The sequence below is a fragment of the Rhodococcus sp. UFZ-B548 genome, assembly GCF_903819475.1.
In the GTDB taxonomy this organism is placed as follows: Bacteria; Actinomycetota; Actinomycetes; order Mycobacteriales; family Mycobacteriaceae; genus Rhodococcus_F; species Rhodococcus_F erythropolis.
Genome location: NZ_CAIJDS010000005.1, coordinates 161,921 through 180,748, shown reverse-complemented (window position 1 = coordinate 180,748; position 18,828 = coordinate 161,921). Strand labels below are relative to the sequence as shown.

The window sequence follows — 18,828 nt, the reverse complement described above, 5'->3', positions numbered from 1 at the left end:
GAAGACACCTCGGCAGTGGACGCAGTCCGGTGCGGGCAGGTGCGCAGTGCCGGACTGTGCGAGACCGTGGGTCTCGCGCCACGCAGTGTTGTGCCATTCGCACCACTGGTCGCGCGTGAAGACGGCGAACGTGTCCCTGGAGGAGTTTCTGGCGCGGTCCGGGGTGGTCGCATTACCGTCGTTCGGACCGTGTCAGGTAGCGGCATGCACCCGCGACCGCAGCACAAGTGGGGCGTACTGCGTCAACCACTCTCTGCATTGGAACCGCTTGATCGCTGATGCCGCGATCGGTGGGCAGGAGGTGGACGAACCACGATTTCGGCGTACTTCTGCCGCGATTCCGACGGTCAACGAATGCAGCCTGCGGGGCTTGCCGGATCGCGTTGTCGCCGAAGTACTTTTCGGCGTGCAACACCGGACGGAGTGGGGTGCGAAGACGCTGCCCGAGCACGTCCGCCCGCTGATCGCGAAACTGCTGGCCGAAGAGTGTCGGTCGGTTGAGGAGGTGGATCCGACGCAGCTGGCGGAGAATTCGAAGATCCTTTGTCGGTACATCGTCAAGTCGGTGCGGCGATTGAGGTTGACTCCGGAAACGGAACGAGTCAAAGACGACTGGGACACTTCGGTGTTCGGTTACACAGGGACGCTGCGGTTCGGGAAGATCTCGCAACCGTGGTTGCGGGAAGCGGCCAAGATTTGGGCGTACAACGATCTGCCTCAGCGGCGCTCACTGAACGCGAAAGCTGCCGCGCAGAACGACCTCCGCTCTCTGGCGAGATTGTCGGAAAGCTTACGGTTGCAACGACCGAGTGACCACGGCAACGACCCGCACCTGCTTTCTCGGAGCGATATGTGTGGATTTCTGAATCGGTTGACGTTTTTGTGCGCGGACGGAACGATCAGCGCGAAAACCCGGCATGTCACGGTGCAGGATCTTCGTCGATTGACGGGGAAGATGCGTGCGCTGGGCCTGACCCGCCCGGGTCAGCCGATGCAGGGACTTCCGGACGACTTCATCCTGTATCCGGAAGACATACCTCAGGAAGGTGATGTCGAGAAGGAATGCAGGGATCTTCCGATCGAGGTGATGCGGCATATCTGCGAACATCTCGACGAATTGGAGCAGGCAAGCACGAGAGATATTCGAGTGGCGGTGGAGTTGATCATCGATACCGGACGGCGACCGGATGAGATCTGCCGGCTCGACCTCGACTGCTTGGACCGGGACGAGCAGGGCAAACCTGTCCTCGTCTACACCAACTTCAAAGCCGATCACCGGGGTGCGCGTCTGCCGATCGCCGAAGCCACTGCTGCCACGATCATCGCCCAATGCGAGCGCGTCCGTGCTCGATTCCCCGATGAGCCGATCGAGACGCTCAAACTCATCTCCGCTCCGACACGAAATCCGCACGGACGGCGGGCGTTGAATGACAAATACCTCAGCAAACGCCATCACGAGTGGATCCTCACTCTCCCCGACATCAGCATCCCGATGACCGTGGAATCCGACGGCAAACGGGTGACGAAAATGTTGCCGTTCAATCGGTCCCAGATATTTCTCTACGCCTACAGGCATACATACGCCCAGCGCCACGCCGACGCAGGTGTGGGCGTGGATGTCTTGTGCCAGTTGATGGGTCATCGATACATCGGCACGACACAGGTGTATTACCGCGTCGGTGAAGACAGGCGCAGGGAAGCCGTCGATCGGCTCACGAGTATGCACTTCGATCGACACGGAACCAGGATCTGGCGTGAAGCGACCGCGCTACTCGATTCCGAACACCTCCGCCGCGCGGTCGGCGAGGTCGCCGTCCCCTACGGAAGCTGCAGCGAACCGAGCAACGTTGCCGCCGGCGGGCACGACTGCCCGATCCGGTTTCGATGCGTCGGCTGCTCACACTTCTCGACCGATGTGTCGTACCTGCCCGACCTCGAAGGTTATCTCGCGGCGTTGCTGCGTAGCCGTGAGCGACTTCGCGGTGCGTTCGTCGCCGATGACTGGGCCACGGCAGAAGCGATGCCCTCGGAAGCGGAAATCTCCCGCATCCGTCGCCTGATCTCACAGATCAAAACCGAGGTCGATGACTTACCTACCACGGATCGCGCTCAGATCGAGGAATCGATCGGAATCGTGCGCCGGGCCCGCACCACCGTCGTCGGTCTCGGGACACCGCAGGTCAGGCAACCGCTCCCCGATGTCCGGCCGGACAGGACATCTGAGCAATGACGAACCCGATGATCAACGGACGCCGCGCTGACACCTCTCGTCGCAGGCAACGAGTACTGACCACACTCGAAGGCGCTGTGGCGGTCGGAACGCAGATCAGTGTCGCCGGGATCGCCCGAGCAGCGGGAGTGGACCGCACCTTCCTGTACCGCCACAAGGACCTGCTCTCTCAGATCTATACCGCTCAAGCTGCGCCGACAAGCATTACGGCGAATGAGGCTGCGGTAACGCGAGAATCGTTGCACGCGGACCTCGCCAACGCACAGCAACGCATCACCCGCTTCGCCGCCCACAACGCGCTCCTGGAGCGGAAACTCTCCGAACTGCTCGGGCAACAGGTCTGGCGCGAGTCCGGGCTCGGCGCACCCGCCGACGTCGAACAACTCCAACGCCGCATCACCTCGCTCGAGCAGCAGGTCGTCGACCTCACCGGCCGCCTCGAAGAACGCGATCAAGAACTCGACGCAGCCCGGACAGCCAACCGCGAACTCTTTGCGAATATGAACAGAACCTGACTATGTCGTATTTGGTTCGAAGGCAACAGTTTTGAACATTCAAAAATTCAGGCCCAGTTCGTACGGAAACAGTGCCCATCTGCAGGGTCCGAGAGTTCTATTCCGAAAAGAAATTTGGTATGTCCTGAACGATTTTGCGTCTCGAAGGACACCGAGATAACACAGGGGTGCGATGACATGCAGTCAACGACGGAGTCGAATGTGTTCGATGGAGGGTGGATGCAATGTTCGTTGGCTGCCGTATGTGTCCGGGCTGCCGTAGTCGATGAGACGGACGGTCACGGCGCTGAGGTTAGCCTCGATGATCTGCGCCGTCAGCCATCGATCTCCGTCACGAAATTCCCAGTTTTGAGCCAGGTAGCTCAACCCGTGGTTGGTGAGGTATTCAGTGGCGGTTTCGTGTGTTGTCGCTTCAGTGAGGGGATAGCCGAAGAGCGTGCACGGCTCGAACAATCCAGTCGCGTTCCCTTTCAGCAGGCCGATGAGTTCGCCGTCGTCGTCGCGATGCACAGGTTCAGGGGATCGCATCAGTGAGTGTCCTTCTCGGGTTGGTTTGTGCGGGTGAATGATTGCCCTCTCAGCTCTTGTGCAAATTGTGGATACATTGCGATGACCGCGTCGATGACTCGTTGAGTTTGCTCATGATGAAAGGAGATCCCCGCACGTTCGTCGGCGGAACCGTCGTAGCGGGTGAGATCTTGCCGTTCTCCGCGTTTCCACACTCCGACGACCTTTTGTGAATCGCTGATGACCTCGTCAGGTCTTCCATCGACCAGCACCAGGTCGGCGATGGCACCAGGAATGATCCGCCCGCGGCCGACGAGTGCGAAGACCTCCGCCGGATCCGCGGTCGCAGCACGTAGTGCAGCAACAGGTGAGAGTCCCGCGGCCACCAGATGCTGTAGCTCCCTATGCAGCGAGGCCCCGTGAACCGTGCCGGGGTTCGGTGCGTCCGTTCCCGCGAGGATTGTGCAACCCGCTCGGTGCAGAGCCCCGACATTCTGTGCTGCGATCTCGAATGAAGGCATCTGGGGTGGCATCCACCGTTTCGATTGAGCTTCGAGTACGTCGATCCACGCCGGACTGAGTGCATCGACCAGAGCCGCTTGGGTGAGCAACGGCGCCGGTTCGCCGGGGGACGGAAACCCGTCTTGGATGGAGAGGGTGGCGATGACCGCCGCCTTGGCCTCGACGATCGCGGCGATCTGGGCGTGCGTCATCTCATCCGTCGGTGCGTGAGCGAGAACATCGACTCCGCAGTCGACGACCTCGACCGCGTCGACAGCCTGATGCGCGTGTGCAACTGCGAGCATGTTCTCCGCATGTGCCGCGTCGACGAGTGCGCGGATGGTCGGAAGTTCGAGTGATGGCAGCGTCATCCCGACCCCTTGGCCGCTCTCGTAGAACAGTTTGAGGTAGGTTGCGCCTTCGTTGCGCCGGGCCCGGACGAAATCCGCCGCCTCCTGAGCGCTGCTGACATACGGGAACGGTGCGTACATCATCGACGGATGCCCACCGGGTGCGGTGGCACCGATACTCGAACTGAATACCGTCGCGTTCCCCCGCTCGTGGCCTTCGCTGATGGCGCGCTGAACGAGTGGCGGCTTACTGAACATGTCCAGGACCGTGGTCACACCGAACGACAGTGCTTGTGCAGGAGCACCGGGGAGCAGATGGACGTGTGAGTCGATGAGGCCCGGAACCAGAGTGCCTCCGTGTCCGTCGATCAGGTCATCGTGGGCGCGAGCGATGACCAGATCGCCGAGTTCGACAATCGTTCCCAGTTCGAGCCGGACCGCTGTTGCAGCGATGAGATCCAGGCCGTCGAAGACACGCACGTTCGTGATAGTTGTTCCCATGTCTGGAACGGTAGAAGTTGACACAATGTGAAGGTCAAGTCGTGAGCAGGTGGGAGGTTCTGTGGTGGAACTGTCGATAGGACAGGTGTCTCGGCGAGTGGGAGTTTCCGCGCGAACGCTCAGGCATTGGGATCAGTTCGGATTGTTCACTCCGACCACGGTGTCCGGCAATGGTTATCGCTGGTATGACGAAGTGCAGTTGCCACGCTTGTATCGAATTATTGCTTTACGTCGCAGTGGATTAGGGCTGGACGAGATTCGCGACGTCACGGTTGGAGGTGACGGCGAAGCCGAGTCGCTTCGTATCCATATCGATGCCCTCACGGTGGAGAGGGATCGTCTCGATCGACTCATCTCCACCCTCGAAGAACACGTCGTGTCGCTCGAGAATGCGTCACCTTACGACGAGGAAAGGCATGAGCGAGAGTTCTCCGCGTTCACAACCCGGCTCGACGACAGATTCGGCAATGCCGTGTCGGAGATAGCGGGATCTCTCCCTCCCACGGCGATGACCGATGCCGACGTAGCGCACATGAGCGCTCAGCAATCTCGTCTACTGCAGAAATTTGCGGATCTCATGGCTACAGGAGCCGCAGCCACCTCCGAAGAAGTCCTTGATGTCGTCGCCGAACACTATGCTGCGGTGAGCCAATTTTGGACGCCTTCGGCGTCGGCATATCGGTCACTAGGCAAGATGTATGTGGACGATCCACTCCAGCGAGGTTTCGTGGAGACGATTGACCCGGCCCTTCCTGAATGGCTCGCGGAGGCAATCGGAGCGTACGCCGAGCAGCGTATGCCGCCGTGATGCGTTGGATTGAAAGATCCGGCCCGCTACGGATGTGGATACCCGGCGATCGAGTAGCCCGTTGACCACTCGAGGCTCTCTGTACTACACCTCTGTCGATCTGTTGCGCCCACACCTAAGCCTCTGAGCTGCAAAGTCTTCGCGCTGGCGGCGACGAACAGAATTACTCCCCTAGAGAAGTCGCCCTGGTGCCCCAGCCAAAGGACGCTGCAATCGACTGCGCCGCAATTTTGCTGGAGGGTTTCGACGTGGTTGTCCTGGGGCTCTCTGGCAGCGCTGTAACGCCCTCTCGCGGACGGGCTGTGGCCGCGCGCGCGAGGAGTAAGGGATCGCTGTTGATCGTCGCAGAAGGGCAATGGGACGGACCGGATCTGCGGATCTCGTCGCGAGTGGCCGGATACACAGGTCTATCAGCGGGGAGAGGGCGTGTGACCGGAGTTCGACTCGACGTCGCGGCCGCCGGCAAAGGATTCCAACAACGCACAGGCAGCCTGGAAATCCGGGACGAGAGCGGACAACTCCGCTGGGCCACCGTCGACGACACCCTCGCCGCCGGGGTACCGCCATTGAGGGCAGCGCAGTGATCAACACCGACCACTGGACCGAACGCTGGCCCGATCACCCCGTGATCAGGACATTCGACGAGCCGAAAGCAGTGAAAGTCGACGTCGGCCGGGCCCTCCCACTCGGCCGCGGGGGAGCATCACGCGCCGACTACGTGAGCATGCGGGTGAAAACTTCCGCGCTCTACATGTCCGGATACCTCGACGGAATTTTGAGGTACTGGGCGAAAATGCACGACGGCCAATGGCTGGCCGGAGTAACCGTGCGAGTCACCGATGCCGGCGGAACCAACCTCGTCGAAATCGACATGCTCGTGACCGCCGACGCCATCGCGGAAGTGCCGGCCACCACTTGAGCGGGGCAAATACGGATACGCGAAAAGGGCCGGTGAGTAATGCGTTCACCGGCCCTACGCGTACGAACTCGACCTATGTCACCAGTTCTGAAGGATGTAGATGTTGTTGTTCCAGATCGCAGGATCGGTGAGCGAGAAGGAGATCTCACCTCGGTGGGACGCTGTTTCCTCGACCAACTGATCGATGCTGGCGTAGACGTGCTGGCCGTCGCCCTTGTAGATCGAGCCTTCGCCGAGGGCGATGCTCCAGTAGTCGTTCGGAACAACCTCGAGGAAATCCGCGGCATTGGTGTCGGCAATGAATTGAGTTTCGTTCGGGTCGAATCGAATGCCGACATACCCGTTGCCGGAGTACGGGGTTGCGGCAGAAGCGGCACCCGCACCGAGGAGGGCGACAGCACCGGCTGCGACAGGGGCCAGCAGCGCAGCTACGGCCATACGTGAACGGGACATGGAAACCTCCTGTGACGCGAAGGCTGCATCGGCCGCAACCCACTTTGATGTAACTGACGGTATCGCAAAATCGAGTAACCGAACATTTGCGACAACATGACGTCGATCACGTCAGTGGTAGCGCGAAAGGCTCGTAATCTGGACATTCATACTTTATGACTAGGCGAAACAGGGCTGATTGCCCTTAAGTGCGGATGCGGAAACGGTCCGCTTGCCGCTTTCGGCTCCAAGTGAGTAAATGCCTGGCACTCAACCCGGTCGGTCGGATCACCTGCTGCATCCGCCTGCCCGGCGGCCCGGCCACCTGCGGTGTCCCCCGAGAGGATGCTTCGCTGCGCTCCGCTCTGTAGAAGCGGAAAGATCCTTTTTCCTTTCTGTCCTTCCGATCCTGATCGACGGCGGTCCCGGCGCAACCCCTGGCGGCTTCGCCGGCCTCCGGCTCCGAAAACTTTTTCAAAGACGCTTCGCTGAAAAACTTTGCGGCCCAAGCATTGCGCCGTGCCCTCATACCGCCGATCCGGAGCTCCATGTCAGAACGGAAAAAAATTGTCAGGGGTCACCGAGGGGTCCGGACACCAACGGAAGGTCAAGTCAGTGAACGGTTACGACTTCGAACAAGGCAAAGACCACGACGCCGCGACCAGTGGCCGTGGATGTGAAGGCACGCCCTTCTCGGCGAGGAGAACTGGAGCAACTCGCAGAGAAGGTGGAGCGCTCAAACTACAGAGGGCTCGTTGTCGTCGAAGGCGCACGCGACACGGCGGCTCAGGTGAAACGTAAAGACTTTTCAGCGTCTGTCGTCGTCGTCACGGGACCTGCGGACTTGAACGGTCGCATCTCCGAAAGGTTTGAGGACGCAATCCTCGACGCCATTCACGGATTCCTTCGGGGATAGTTCGCGCACAGAAAAGGTCGCCACATCGTGCCGGTCCGAGAATCTTCTCAGACCAGGGCGGACAACAAAGTCATTGTCCACCGAGGCAGGTGTGGCGACCTTTTCTCGTCGCTCGTGCAGTTTAGGGGAATCTACCGACAAAAGGTCCGACCAGCTGTGGGGCGGACTCGATAGTCCGACCAGCCTCGTGGCGGATATCCAGCGGGAGTCGTTGCGGCAGCACCAATCATCCTGCATCTGCCCGATGCTGTCCCTGATGAGCACTAGGATTCAGCGAACTCACGGCACGACCCTCAAGGAGCCATGGAATGTATGTACAGCCCGTTCTCCACGTCCCGACTGCGACTGCGGCGCTCCTGCTCGATGGGACTCTAAAATGCAACGGGAGCGTCGTCCGCTGGGTCGCAAACGAGCGCATTCACTCGTTCCTAAAAGAAGTTGATCTCCCCGCACCGGAGGCCACCTCGAAAGCCCTGGTTGCACGACTGACCAGCGCGTCTAAGGGGAAGTCTGCACTCGTCCTCGCCGGAACTGGTGTCGTTCTCGTGGGTGGCGTGTTCGCGGGCACCTACGTCAAAAAGAAGCGAGCAGCGGTTAGGGCGATTGCCGCCGAGGATATGCCGGGGTGCGTGACCAATTTCGAGGCGTCGCTGCGTGCGTATGTAGATGCGGCCCGCGTAGCCGCGCTCGATGTAGCCGTTCTCGACGCGCTCATTGTTGACCTGGACGCAGTCAAGGCGTTCATGGAAGAGGGCAACGAAGTGCTTATCTCACTCGACAGCCTCCTGCCGCTGTTCGATCTAGTGATCGCACATACGCCGCGGCTTGCGGCAGCCTCTGGCATTGATCTCGGTGAGCTAGACGAGGACGACTCTGAGGGCGGTGGAATTGTGCCATTACGCCGCCACCTCGTGGCTCAGAAGACGATCCTGGCCGAGGCAGCATAGGCGGCCTCCAAATGACGGCTTGAAATAACGGCCACCGGACCGTTCTGCTCCCAGTGGCCGACGCCGTTACTTGGAGTGCTTCGCCACCACAGGTCGAAAATCGTCTGTTCATGCAGGCTCGGATGGACCGGTTTGCGAAGCAAAAAGATTTGCCACTATCTCTTGAACTTCATTGGGGAGAACTTCGCTGGGGAGGTGCTCTCCACCACGCCACAGTCCCCCAATCTGGATGAATGGCTGTAGTCCGTCGATGGATCCCGTCCAATGCTATCCAGCACACTAGAAACCAGCAGATGGTCGCAGCGAGGAGAAACATGTTAGCCCCAGCCAGCCTGTGATCGTCTCCGAAGGAGAATGAAAGCACCGCTAATGCACCGAAAACCCCGATGGAAACCCCGATCAATAGTCGGGTGATTCCTCGCATCCCCGGATATGGAAGTGCGTGAGCGAGTACCCGGGCCTCAATGCTGCGCCGCAGCGCTTCTCTGTTACGGAAATCCTCCGGCATAGCCATAAGCAATTCGATGTCTGCAAGAATCGAAGCCCGCTCGTCTCGATTACCGAGCCTTGTCGAGACGTATCCACCAGCCGCTGTCAGCACTGGCACTGCAAGGCCCAGTACCAGAGTTACGACCGTCGCGTTCATGCATTCCTCGGTGAATGAAGCAGTTCAAACGTGTTTGATCGTGCCTGGTATTTGTCGAACATGCTCCAGCTCTTCCTTTCTCAGCCTTGACTTCGAAACACTATGAGAACGATCATCATTCATACAAACCGGGTGCGTCAGCCCCTGGAGTTGAGGGTGCGATGCCTTCACTCGTGAAGTGTCATTGATCAGCGGCGACGTACTGAGTTTCTATCGACCGTGTACATACATAGACGACGAACTACGGCGCGCTCGCCACGAATCACCCTGAAAGGGCCACACATGAAACGCACCATCACCGGCGCGGCATTAGCCGTCACTGTACTCGGGCTGGTCGCCTGCAGCAGTTCCACACCGGACGTCGTCGAGACGGTCACCGCGTCGGCGGCAGTAACGACCTCGAAAACGACCAGTACGACGATGGCGCCGACTACGCCAGCTGCACCAGACATGACCCAATGCAGCAACCACACGGGCGAAGGTGACCCTGCAATGACCGCAGCGTTCGCAACTTTGCCCTCGGATCCACTCATCAAGCTCATTTCGACCCAAACCGTCACAGACTCCGACAAGCCAGGAATGGTCGCGGCCATCTTCTATCTCTGCGCACCCGGAATGAAGGACAAAGCCCTCAAGGACTTTGCCACCGAACTTGCCCGTCAATTGAAACCGACACCATTCGCCGACACCGTGTTTTCGATGTCTGTATACAACTTCTTCGGCAAACAGACGATCGGCAAGGTCCGATGCAAGGACTTTCAGGTCAATACATTCAGCACTGATGCCGACGTTGGGGCGGTTCGCGCATCGTGGGAAAACCTTCCCAACTGATCAGAGCCAGTCGGTCCCGATCAACTTGCCTCGGACCCTCGCAGCGAAGCGCAACGCACCGACCACGTGGTGCAATGCAGTCCGCAGGACGTACTCGCGCCATCGCCGCCGCTATCCGTACCGGGATCGAACAGAACTTGGAAGTCGAATCGAAGAGCGCATCGCTGCGGCCGAGGCCGCAGGACGTCCGCTTTCACTCTGGTAGCGAACTCCAGACGAAGATGCGTTTCACTGTGAACGTATTTTGTTGCAGCACAACGGATAACATCAACAGAATGACATAATATGAGTTATCGGCCAACTGAATGTGTTGCAATTCAATCGACTCCAAATTTGGTGGCGAAGCTTTGAGGGTCAGGATCCTACGTTCAAGCGGGCCCTACGCCAACTTGCGATCGGCTACGGCGCTGCCGGCGCGACGTATCCGCTCGGCATGTTGTTCGGTACTTCGCTCTGAGTGACGGGTCACGCGCGTAGGGCGGGATCGCGGTGAGCCGGATCGATCCGGACCGGAATTTGGCACACCACGGCCTCGGTGTGTTTGCGCAGTGCATGAGCGATCTCGTCGGTCCGTTGGCTCGGGAGGAATCGGTGCCATCTGGTCGCCGGGTCGATGGTGGCGACGACAACAAAGGTTTCCCGGTGGGGGAAGTGTGTGCGGATGTATCGAGCGAGGCTGTTCCCCACGGAATTCTCGGTGTCCTCGATGACGATCAAACGCGAATTCGGGTGTCGGGCTTGCCATCGGCGGGTGAAGTCCGTCGTCGATTCGTGGGCCAGGCAGACTCGAATTGCGATGGGCTGCGAAGACATTGCCGTTGCCGCGGCCATCGCGCGGGTGGAGAGCGACGTAATTTCGGACACGGGTACTAGGACCGCTGGTTTGTATCCGATAGACAGAGAATCGTTCTCACCCTGAACGGTTAACCGCGTACCGATATGTGTGTACGCACCGCGGATGCGTTCCATGCCGAGGACGAGCGCAGGGAGCGCGAGAGCGATCAACCAGGCGCCCTCGGTGAACTTCATGGCGGTAGTCACCACTGCTGCGATCGAAGTCAACGCAGCCCCGAAACCGTTGAGCGCCAATCGCCACTTCCAGCCCGGTGTCCGTTCGGCGAGCCAGTGGCGCACCATGCCGAACTGCGCGAGCGTAAATCCGATGAACACACCGATGGCGAACAGCGGCACCAAGGTGTTCATGTTTCCGCCCGATCCGATGAGCAGGAGAGCACCGACGCCACCGAGCGACAAAACGCCGTACGTGAAGACGTCGCGCGTCGACTTCCGGCTGAAGCGGTGCGGGAGCACGTTGTCGTCGGCGAGGATCCGCATCAGGTTGGGAAGTCCGCCGTACGAGGTGTTCGCGGCCAACGCCAACAGAATCACGGTGGAGAATTGGACGACGTAGTAGCCCACACCATTTCCGAGGGCAGCGGAAGTGAGTTGCGACAGGACCGTTGTTCCAGGGACCGGGGCCAGTGAGAACTTCTCGATCAACACGGCAAGGCCGATCAGCATGGTGCCCAACAGGATTCCCAGAGCTACTTCGGCACGCTGAGCGCTACGCACGCGAGGCTTCTTGAAGCTGGGTACCGCGTTGGCGATGGCTTCGACTCCGGTCAATGCGGCGCAACCACTCGAAAAGGCTTTGAGCAGAAGGAGAATGCCGATCGTGTGTGCGTTGTCGACGACAAAGGGAGCCGTTGCGGCGGCAGGGTTTTCCCGAAGCAGTCCGGCACCGATCACCGTGAAGATGCTGACGACAAAAACCACGGTGGGCAACATGAATACCCGCGCGGAATCTGCGATGCCCCGCAGATTCAGTGCCGTGATGCCGCCGAGTATCGCCAGTGCGATCCAGACCGTATAGGGAAGAAGCGCAGGGAAGGCGGAGGTCAGAGCCGCGACACCGGCTGCGATCGACACCGCGACGTTGAGGGTGTAGTCGACGATCAACGATGCGGCGGCAGTCAGGCTTGCGCGAGGACTCAGATGCTTCTTTGCGACGGCGTATGCGCCACCGCCTTCGGGAAATGCGGCGATCACCTGGCGATACGACGCCACCAGAACCACAAGCAGCACGGCGATGGCGATCGTCACCGGCACGGTGAAGCCGATCCCCGCGCCGCCGGCGAGGGCCAACACCAACACGATGGCCTCTGGACCGTACGACACCGAGGCCATCGCGTCGAGCGACAGACCAGCCAGTCCGGTTGCGACGGAGAGCTTTTGCTTCTCAGGTTCGCCGCCGGCGCGGGTGGTCGACGATATGACTCCACGGTGTCCGAGTATCACTGCATGTCTCACCGAGTCAGTATCGATACTTCCCGTTGAGCTGAGACCGATCTTGACGATGCCTTGACGCGATCACCAACAAATCTGTACGGGTTCACAACGGCGGTTCGAGTCGCGGGAAGCCTTGTGACAGCTGATCAATCCAGCGGGCGCGCATGGCGAGAATATCGCGGTTCCGAGACTCCGATTGGGCGGCGACGTGCGAAAGTAGGTCGCGAAGTCGGCCCAGAACGAGTGGTGAGTTCGATGCCGAGGCTATGACGTCGTCCAGTCCGGTTCTGACGAAGGTCGTGAAGTCGGGTAGCGGAATCACCACACGCAGATCACCACGCTCGTCGACGACCCGGATCGAATCTGCGCGCACGGAGGCCACCAGAGAGAGGAGGTCTTCGATCTCGTCCAGAGCCTGCACGGCCGTCGCAGGATCGTTGATAGCGGGTGAGAGCGCTCTGAGCGCGATGTCAGCCAACAACCGAATCGCGAGTAGGGGGTCCTGGGTGAAGGTCCGCTCACTCCCACTGACCAAGGCGTCAAGGATCGTGTTGGCGGGCATGGGTCCGCCGTAGACGTCGGCGAGCGGCAATCCGTCTCGCAGCGTGCTACCCGGCGACACTCGGAGGACCACCATGGATCGGCAGTTCCGAGTGCTCTGCAGGAGATCTTCGACGAGGATCTGTTGCAGAACGGCCGGCGGTCGATGCCACTCGATAGTCGTGATCACCGGAAGTGTTGGTAGAGGAGGCAACTCCCGATCGGTGGTGGGGTACACGGCGGCGAAGACTGCTCGGCCACGACTCGAGATCGAGGTCAGTACAGGAGCCAACTGGATGGCCGAGAATGCGCGCAGCTGGAGCAGCCTGATCAGCGTCAGCGTCGCCAAGAGTGCCAGCACTGCGAGACTTGGCACAACCACGGACACATCCGTTTCGTTGCTGATGGCGAGCGCTGCCGTGATGTCGAAAACCGACTGGCCTATCGCGAAGGCAAACGTCCGCCACACGATGGGGTCGTCGCGGAACAACAACAAGCGAGGAGTGAAGGTGGTCGCGGCCCACTGGACGACAAGGAACAGTAGCGAGAAGATCACTGCGACTACACCCAGTAACCCCAGCCCGAGTGCAACGAGCATCTCGCTGACCTGACGGGCGGGAATCATTGGGCCGCTACGTAAATATGGCATCGCCAGTCCGGCAGCCAGTCCTACGACGACGCACAGGATCTGGGTCAGGCCGGCACGCACACGGCGCCGGGGGACGAGGAAGGCATGCCCGATCGGGGTGGGAGCGAAACGTCCGGGCTGATCCACCCTTCAAGCCTCCACGCTGCGGCAATGGTGCGCCTTCACCCGAAACGGATGATGTCGACGCCGTCGTGATCCTGAAACGCTTGAAAGAGCCATGTGAGAGACAGAAGGCGAGACGTCATGACGGATCCGACAGGCCAGAGCCGCGCTGTACTACCGATTCCGGATCGACAACATCTTGGTCTGGTGACGTACGACGCGAAGGATCCGGACACGGAGTTTCCGCCGATCACTCCGCTACTGCCGCCGGCCGGGGCACCCAATGTTCTGGTGGTCCTGTTGGACGACGTGGGATATGGCGCGAGCAGTGCCTTCGGCGGACCAGCGGACACACCGACTGCTGAGCGATTGCAAAGTAATGGGCTCACGTACACGCGGTTTCACACGACTGCGCTGTGCGCACCGACCCGCGCCGCACTGCTGAGTGGGCGCAACCACCATTCGGTCGGTATGGGCTCGGTCACCGAAACCGCGACCTCGGCTCCTGGACTTTCCGGTCTGCGTCCGAATACCAAAGCCGCACTGCCGATGACGTTGAAACTGAACGGATACTCGACGGCGCAGTTCGGCAAGTGCCACGAGGTACCGCCGTGGCAGACATCCCCGGTGGGGCCGTTCACATCGTGGCCGACGGGAGAAGGCGGATTCGAGCACTTCTACGGATTCATCGGCGGGGAGAACAACCAGTACTACCCGGCGCTGTACGAGGGTGTCGCGCCCGTGGAGGCGGACAAGACACCGGAGGAGGGTTATCACCTCACCGAGGACCTGGCCGATCACGCCATCGACTGGGTTCGGATGCAGAAGTCATTGGCTCCGGACAAGCCGTTCTTCGTCTACTTTGCACCCGGCGCCACACATGCACCGCACCATGTTCCGAAGGAGTGGGCAGACAAGTACGAGGGCCGGTTCGCAGGAGGTTGGGACGCGCAACGCGAATCGATTCTCGAGCAGCAGAAGCAGCGGGGAGTCGTCCCCGCGGATGCGGTCCTCACCCCGCGCCCCGAGGCCATTCCGGCGTGGGAGGACATGAGTGAGGAGATGAAGCCTGTCCTCGAACGCCAAATGGAAGTCTATGCAGGGTTTCTCGAACACACCGATTTCCATGTCGGCCGGCTTGTCGATGCGATCGAGGAACTCGGAGCTCTCGACAACACCCTCGTGTATTACATCATCGGCGACAACGGAGCGTCCGCAGAGGGGACGATCAACGGAGCCTTCAACGAGATGGCCAACTTCAACGGACTCGCCGCCATCGAAACACCCGAGTTCATGGCGGAAGTGAAAGACAAGTTCGGTACCAAGGACGCGTACAACCACTACTCCGTGGGGTGGGCATGGGCAATGTGCACGCCGTACCAGTGGACGAAACAGGTTGCCTCGCATTGGGGTGGCACTCGCAACGGAACGATCGTGCACTGGCCGGCGGGGATTCGGACCAAGGGTGAGACGCGGTCGCAATTCACCCACGTCATCGACGTCGCACCGACGATCCTCGAGGTCGCGAAACTGCCGGAACCGACCTTCGTCAACGGCGTCCAACAATCACCGATCGAGGGGACCAGCATGGTCTACACCTTCGACGACGCCGAAGCCGCCGAACGTCACGATCTGCAGTACTTCGAGATGGCCGGCAATCGCGGTATCTATTACAAGGGTTGGAGTGCGGTCACCAGACACAGCACTCCGTGGCTGTTCGCGGAGGCACTCCCCGCTCTCGACGACGACGTGTGGGAGCTCTACGACGGGTCGCAGGATTGGACGCAGTCCAAGGATTTGGCGGCCGAGTTGCCGGAGAAACTTGCTGCACTGCAACGCTTGTGGTTGATCGAAGCAGTCAAGTACAACGTGCTTCCGATCGACGACCGAAGATTCGAGCGGTTCAACCCTCACATCGCGGGGCGTCCGCAGTTGGTGTCCGGGAACCGACAGGTTCTGTTTCCCGGAATGAAACGGCTGAGCGAGCACAGCGTGCTGAGTATCAAGAACCGATCGTTCAGTGTCACAGCAGCAGTCGACATCGCGGATGGCATTACCGCCAACGGTGTGATGATCGCGCAGGGAGGCAGGTTCGGCGGCTGGGCACTTTACGCGCGGGAAGGTCGCGCCAAATTCGTCTACAACCTGCTCGGCATGACCGAGTTCGTCGTCGGGTCCGACGTTGACATTCCGGCAGGATCACATCAGATCAGAGTTGAGTTCGCCTACGACGGCGGTGGTCTCGCGAGGGGCGGCGCTGTCACGATCTATCATGACGGTCGCGAAGTGGGCTCGGGTCGCGTCGAGCAGACCCAACCGATGGTCTTCTCCGCGGACGAGACCACCGACATCGGTGACGATTACGGCATGCCTGTCAGTGTCGACTACAGTGGCGCAACCACATTCAACGGCCGTATCGAGGTAGTGCAGATCGACGTCGGCGACGATGACCATACCCACCTGATCGACCCGGAGGAGGTGGCGCGAGTGGCGTTGTCCAGACAGTGATTCCACTGACAAGAGCAGCAGTCACAATCTCCTGAGGGAGGGTCGCAATGCCGACCGTCATCCGTACTGTTCACGATCTGGTCCGCCACGCGCGCGGGCCGACGCACCATCACCACCATCAATCCGTGCATGAGGCACGGCGAATGCGCGCCCACCACATACTGGTCACGCATTCGCTCGCCTGATTTCGGGGCTACAGGTCGCGCGCCAGTGCTCGTCCGGCTGCGCGGCCGGAGAAGATGCAGCCACCGAGGAAGGTCCCTTCGAGCGCGCTGTAACCGTGGACTCCGCCGCCGCCGAAGCCCGCGACCTCACCGGCTGCGTACAGGCCGTCGAAGACACTGCCGTCGGCCTTGATGACCTGTGAATCCAGGTTGGTTTCCAAGCCGCCGAGGGTCTTGCGGGTGAGCAGGTGCAACCGGACCGCGATCAGTGGGCCGTTCTTGGGGTCCAGGATCTTGTGCGGTGCAACGACGCGCACGATCTTGTCTGCCAACAGATTACGAGCACCGTGGATAGCGGTGACCTGGAAGTCCTTGCTGTACTTGTTGTCGACTTCGCGGTCGCGGGCGATCATCTCGCGCTCGATGTCCTCGTAGTCGAGGAGCGGTTCGTCGGTGAGGGCGTTCATGCCGTCGACCAGATCACGAAGGTTGTTGCGCACCACGAAGTCTGCGCCCTTCTGCTTGAATGCCTCGACCGGTCCCGGCGCGCCCTTCTTGATTCGTTCGAGGAGGAGCTTGAAGTCGCGGTTGGTGAAGTCCGGGTTCTGTTCCGATCCCGAGAGTGCGAACTCCTTCTCGATGATCTTCTGGTCGAGGATGAACCACGTGTACTCGTGGCCGCTGTCGAGGATGTACTTGAAAGTTCCCATCGTGTCGAAGCCGGGGAAGTTGGGGACGGGCAGACGCTTGCCGGTGGCGTCGAACCACATCGAGGACGGTCCGGGGATGATTCGGATTCCGTGGTTGGGCCAGATGGGATTCCAGTTCTGGATGCCTTCGGTGTAGTGCCACATGCGGTCGCGGTTCACGATGTTTCCGCCCGCGGATTCGGTGATTTCGAGCATCCGTCCGTCGACGTGTGCAGGTACTCCCGTCAGCATGTGCTTCGGTGCCTTGCCGAGTCGCTCGGGCCAGTTCTTCTTCACCAGTTCGTAGTTGCCGCCGATTCCACCGGAGGTGACCACGACTGCCTGTGCGGCGAACTCGAATTCGCCGATGGGGGTGCGCGAACTCTTCACGCCGCGTAGATCACTGGAAGGTTCGAGGACGGTTCCGCGTACACCGGTGACCGCACCATCGGTGACGACGAGTTGATCGACTTGGTGGCGGTGCTTGAACGTGACCAGTCCGCGCTTCTGGGCGGCGATCACCTTGGTCAGGAAGACATCGACCACGCCGGGGCCGGTTCCCCAGGTGAGGTGGAATCGCGGTACCGAATTGCCGTGTCCAAGAGCCATTCCGCGGCCGCGTTCGGCCCAACCGACATTCGGCATCAGGCGAAGCCCCAGGTCGTGCAGGTACTGACGCTTGTCGCCGGCCGCGAACTCGACGTACGCCTTGGCCCACTGGCGAGGCCAGTGATCTTCGCGCTCACGGTCGAATCCGGCAGTGCCCATCCAGTCCTGCATTGCCAACTCGAGAGAGTCCTTGATGCCGAGTCGGCGTTGCTCGGGGCTGTTCACGAGGAAGAGTCCGCCGAGCGACCAGAATGCCTGCGCGCCGAGGTTGGCTGCGTTCTCCTGTTCCACGACAAGGACTTTGCGGCCGGCGCGTGTCAGTTCGTAGGTGGCGACCAGTCCCGCCAGCCCTGCCCCGACAACGATGACGTCAGCTTGTTCGCTCACGACAGCTCCTCTTTCGATTGGTTGTTCTGGATTATTTCGCTGTAGGACAGCAGGATTCGAGTGAAGATATCGCGGCGCAGTGCGAAGGCGGCGTTGGTGTCGGTGTCGACGAGACACTGCACGCTGGTGCCGTCGTGCACTGCGACCAATGCCCGTCCCAACGCAGTCGGGTCGCCGACGATTGTTCGCCCGACGTCGCTGAGTGCGGACTCCACAATGGGCAACAGGGTGCGAAGGATCGCGTCTTCACGGTCGGCAAGGGCTTTGCGAAGTGCCGGGTTGCGGAGCGCGTGGGCTGTGAATTCCGCGTTGATCCGGTACCACTGCGGGTCGACCGGAACCACCGCCACGATCCGGGCGACAGCGGCATGGATGTCGACGGTGTTGCCGGCGGTGATCGACTCCGTCGCCAACCGCAGATCGGCGAGCATAGCTGCAGATCGTTGCTCCCACATCGCGAAGAACAGTTCGTCGAGTGAATCGAAGTTGGAGTAGAACGCGCCTCGGGAGTAACCGCCGCGTTCGCAGATCTGCTCGACCGTGGCGTGCCCGAACCCCGATTCAGAGAAGGCGTCCGCAGCCGCGTCGAGCAGGCGCTGCCTGGTTTGACCACGGCGTTTGGTGACACGCTTGGCCGGCGAGTTGTCCGTTCCAGTCGTCATCGGCGCCTCCGTCGGGGTGGAACCCAAACGATACACCGATGTATCCGATGCGAAGACGTATCTCGATTAGATCTTCTTGGCAGGTGTTTCTATCTATATCTAGCAAATATGCAAGATAGGAAGATA

Annotated in this window: 14 protein-coding genes and 1 pseudogene; 8 read left to right on the top strand and 7 right to left on the bottom strand. The window is 60.4% G+C overall.

What is annotated here, in order from left to right:
• The first annotated feature begins 115 nt into the window (after nucleotides 1-115).
• Both H7C86_RS37170 and H7C86_RS08075 read left to right on the top strand, forming a co-directional pair.
• Nucleotides 116-2,230, top strand: a complete 2,115-nt coding sequence (locus H7C86_RS37170; protein ID WP_259349065.1) for a site-specific integrase — start codon at nucleotides 116-118, stop codon at nucleotides 2,228-2,230.
• Nucleotides 2,227-2,745, top strand: coding sequence for a DUF6262 family protein (locus tag H7C86_RS08075; protein ID WP_182261366.1), 519 nt, complete (start codon nucleotides 2,227-2,229; stop codon nucleotides 2,743-2,745). Before H7C86_RS37170 ends, H7C86_RS08075 begins: the two co-directional genes overlap by 4 nt.
• 183 nt (nucleotides 2,746-2,928) lie before the next feature.
• Here H7C86_RS08075 and H7C86_RS08070 read toward each other — a convergent pair whose 3' ends face one another.
• On the bottom strand, nucleotides 2,929-3,273 hold the full coding sequence (locus H7C86_RS08070; protein WP_172932873.1) for a hypothetical protein: 345 nt from the start codon (nucleotides 3,271-3,273) through the stop codon (nucleotides 2,929-2,931).
• Entirely contained in the window at nucleotides 3,273-4,604 is a 1,332-nt protein-coding gene (locus H7C86_RS08065; RefSeq protein ID WP_182261365.1) for an amidohydrolase family protein, read from the bottom strand. Before H7C86_RS08065 ends, H7C86_RS08070 begins: the two co-directional genes overlap by 1 nt.
• A 64-nt stretch (nucleotides 4,605-4,668) precedes the next feature.
• Here H7C86_RS08065 and H7C86_RS08060 point away from each other — a divergent pair, with 64 nt between their 5' ends.
• From H7C86_RS08060 to H7C86_RS08050, 3 genes and pseudogenes are all read left to right on the top strand, one after another.
• Nucleotides 4,669-5,412, top strand: a complete 744-nt coding sequence (locus H7C86_RS08060; protein ID WP_182261364.1) for a MerR family transcriptional regulator — start codon at nucleotides 4,669-4,671, stop codon at nucleotides 5,410-5,412.
• A 176-nt stretch (nucleotides 5,413-5,588) separates the two neighbouring features.
• Nucleotides 5,589-5,996: pseudogene (locus H7C86_RS08055) on the top strand (hypothetical protein); the annotation flags it as partial.
• Complete coding sequence (locus H7C86_RS08050) at nucleotides 5,993-6,331, top strand: hypothetical protein (RefSeq protein WP_182261363.1); 339 nt, start codon at nucleotides 5,993-5,995, stop codon at nucleotides 6,329-6,331. The pseudogene H7C86_RS08055 and the gene H7C86_RS08050, both read left to right, overlap by 4 nt.
• Before the next feature lie 78 nt (nucleotides 6,332-6,409).
• Here the strand turns inward: H7C86_RS08050 and H7C86_RS08045 are convergent, their stop codons facing one another.
• Complete coding sequence (locus tag H7C86_RS08045; RefSeq protein ID WP_182261362.1) at nucleotides 6,410-6,784, bottom strand: hypothetical protein; 375 nt, start codon at nucleotides 6,782-6,784, stop codon at nucleotides 6,410-6,412.
• Nucleotides 6,785-7,987: 1,203 nt separating this feature from the next.
• Here H7C86_RS08045 and H7C86_RS08040 point away from each other — a divergent pair.
• Together H7C86_RS08040 and H7C86_RS08035 are read left to right on the top strand one after the other, a co-directional pair.
• Nucleotides 7,988-8,626 (top strand): hypothetical protein, encoded by a 639-nt coding sequence (locus H7C86_RS08040; RefSeq protein WP_182261361.1) that lies wholly within the window; start codon nucleotides 7,988-7,990, stop codon nucleotides 8,624-8,626.
• 928 nt (nucleotides 8,627-9,554) lie between these two features.
• Nucleotides 9,555-10,103: a hypothetical protein gene (locus tag H7C86_RS08035; RefSeq protein WP_182261360.1), complete on the top strand. Its 549-nt coding sequence runs from the start codon at nucleotides 9,555-9,557 to the stop codon at nucleotides 10,101-10,103.
• Nucleotides 10,104-10,568: 465 nt separating this feature from the next.
• Here the strand turns inward: H7C86_RS08035 and H7C86_RS08030 are convergent, their stop codons facing one another.
• Both H7C86_RS08030 and H7C86_RS08025 read right to left on the bottom strand, forming a co-directional pair.
• Entirely contained in the window at nucleotides 10,569-12,401 is a 1,833-nt protein-coding gene (locus H7C86_RS08030; RefSeq protein ID WP_182261378.1) for an APC family permease, read from the bottom strand.
• 94 nt (nucleotides 12,402-12,495) lie between these two features.
• A complete protein-coding gene (locus H7C86_RS08025; protein WP_019745558.1) occupies nucleotides 12,496-13,707 on the bottom strand; it encodes a DUF2254 family protein in 1,212 nt (403 codons plus the stop codon).
• A gap of 117 nt (nucleotides 13,708-13,824) precedes the next feature.
• On the opposite strand from H7C86_RS08025, the gene H7C86_RS08020 reads away from it, so the two are divergent.
• The gene (locus H7C86_RS08020; RefSeq protein WP_070795597.1) at nucleotides 13,825-16,191 is read left to right on the top strand and encodes an arylsulfatase; all 2,367 of its coding nucleotides are present in this window, start codon (nucleotides 13,825-13,827) and stop codon (nucleotides 16,189-16,191) included.
• 193 nt (nucleotides 16,192-16,384) lie between these two features.
• Here H7C86_RS08020 and H7C86_RS08015 read toward each other — a convergent pair whose 3' ends face one another.
• Both H7C86_RS08015 and H7C86_RS08010 read right to left on the bottom strand, forming a co-directional pair.
• Entirely contained in the window at nucleotides 16,385-18,040 is a 1,656-nt protein-coding gene (locus tag H7C86_RS08015) for an FAD-binding dehydrogenase (protein ID WP_019745556.1), read from the bottom strand.
• Nucleotides 18,037-18,702: a TetR/AcrR family transcriptional regulator gene (locus tag H7C86_RS08010; RefSeq protein ID WP_020909325.1), complete on the bottom strand. Its 666-nt coding sequence runs from the start codon at nucleotides 18,700-18,702 to the stop codon at nucleotides 18,037-18,039. Before H7C86_RS08010 ends, H7C86_RS08015 begins: the two co-directional genes overlap by 4 nt.
• Nucleotides 18,703-18,828 lie beyond the last annotated feature (126 nt).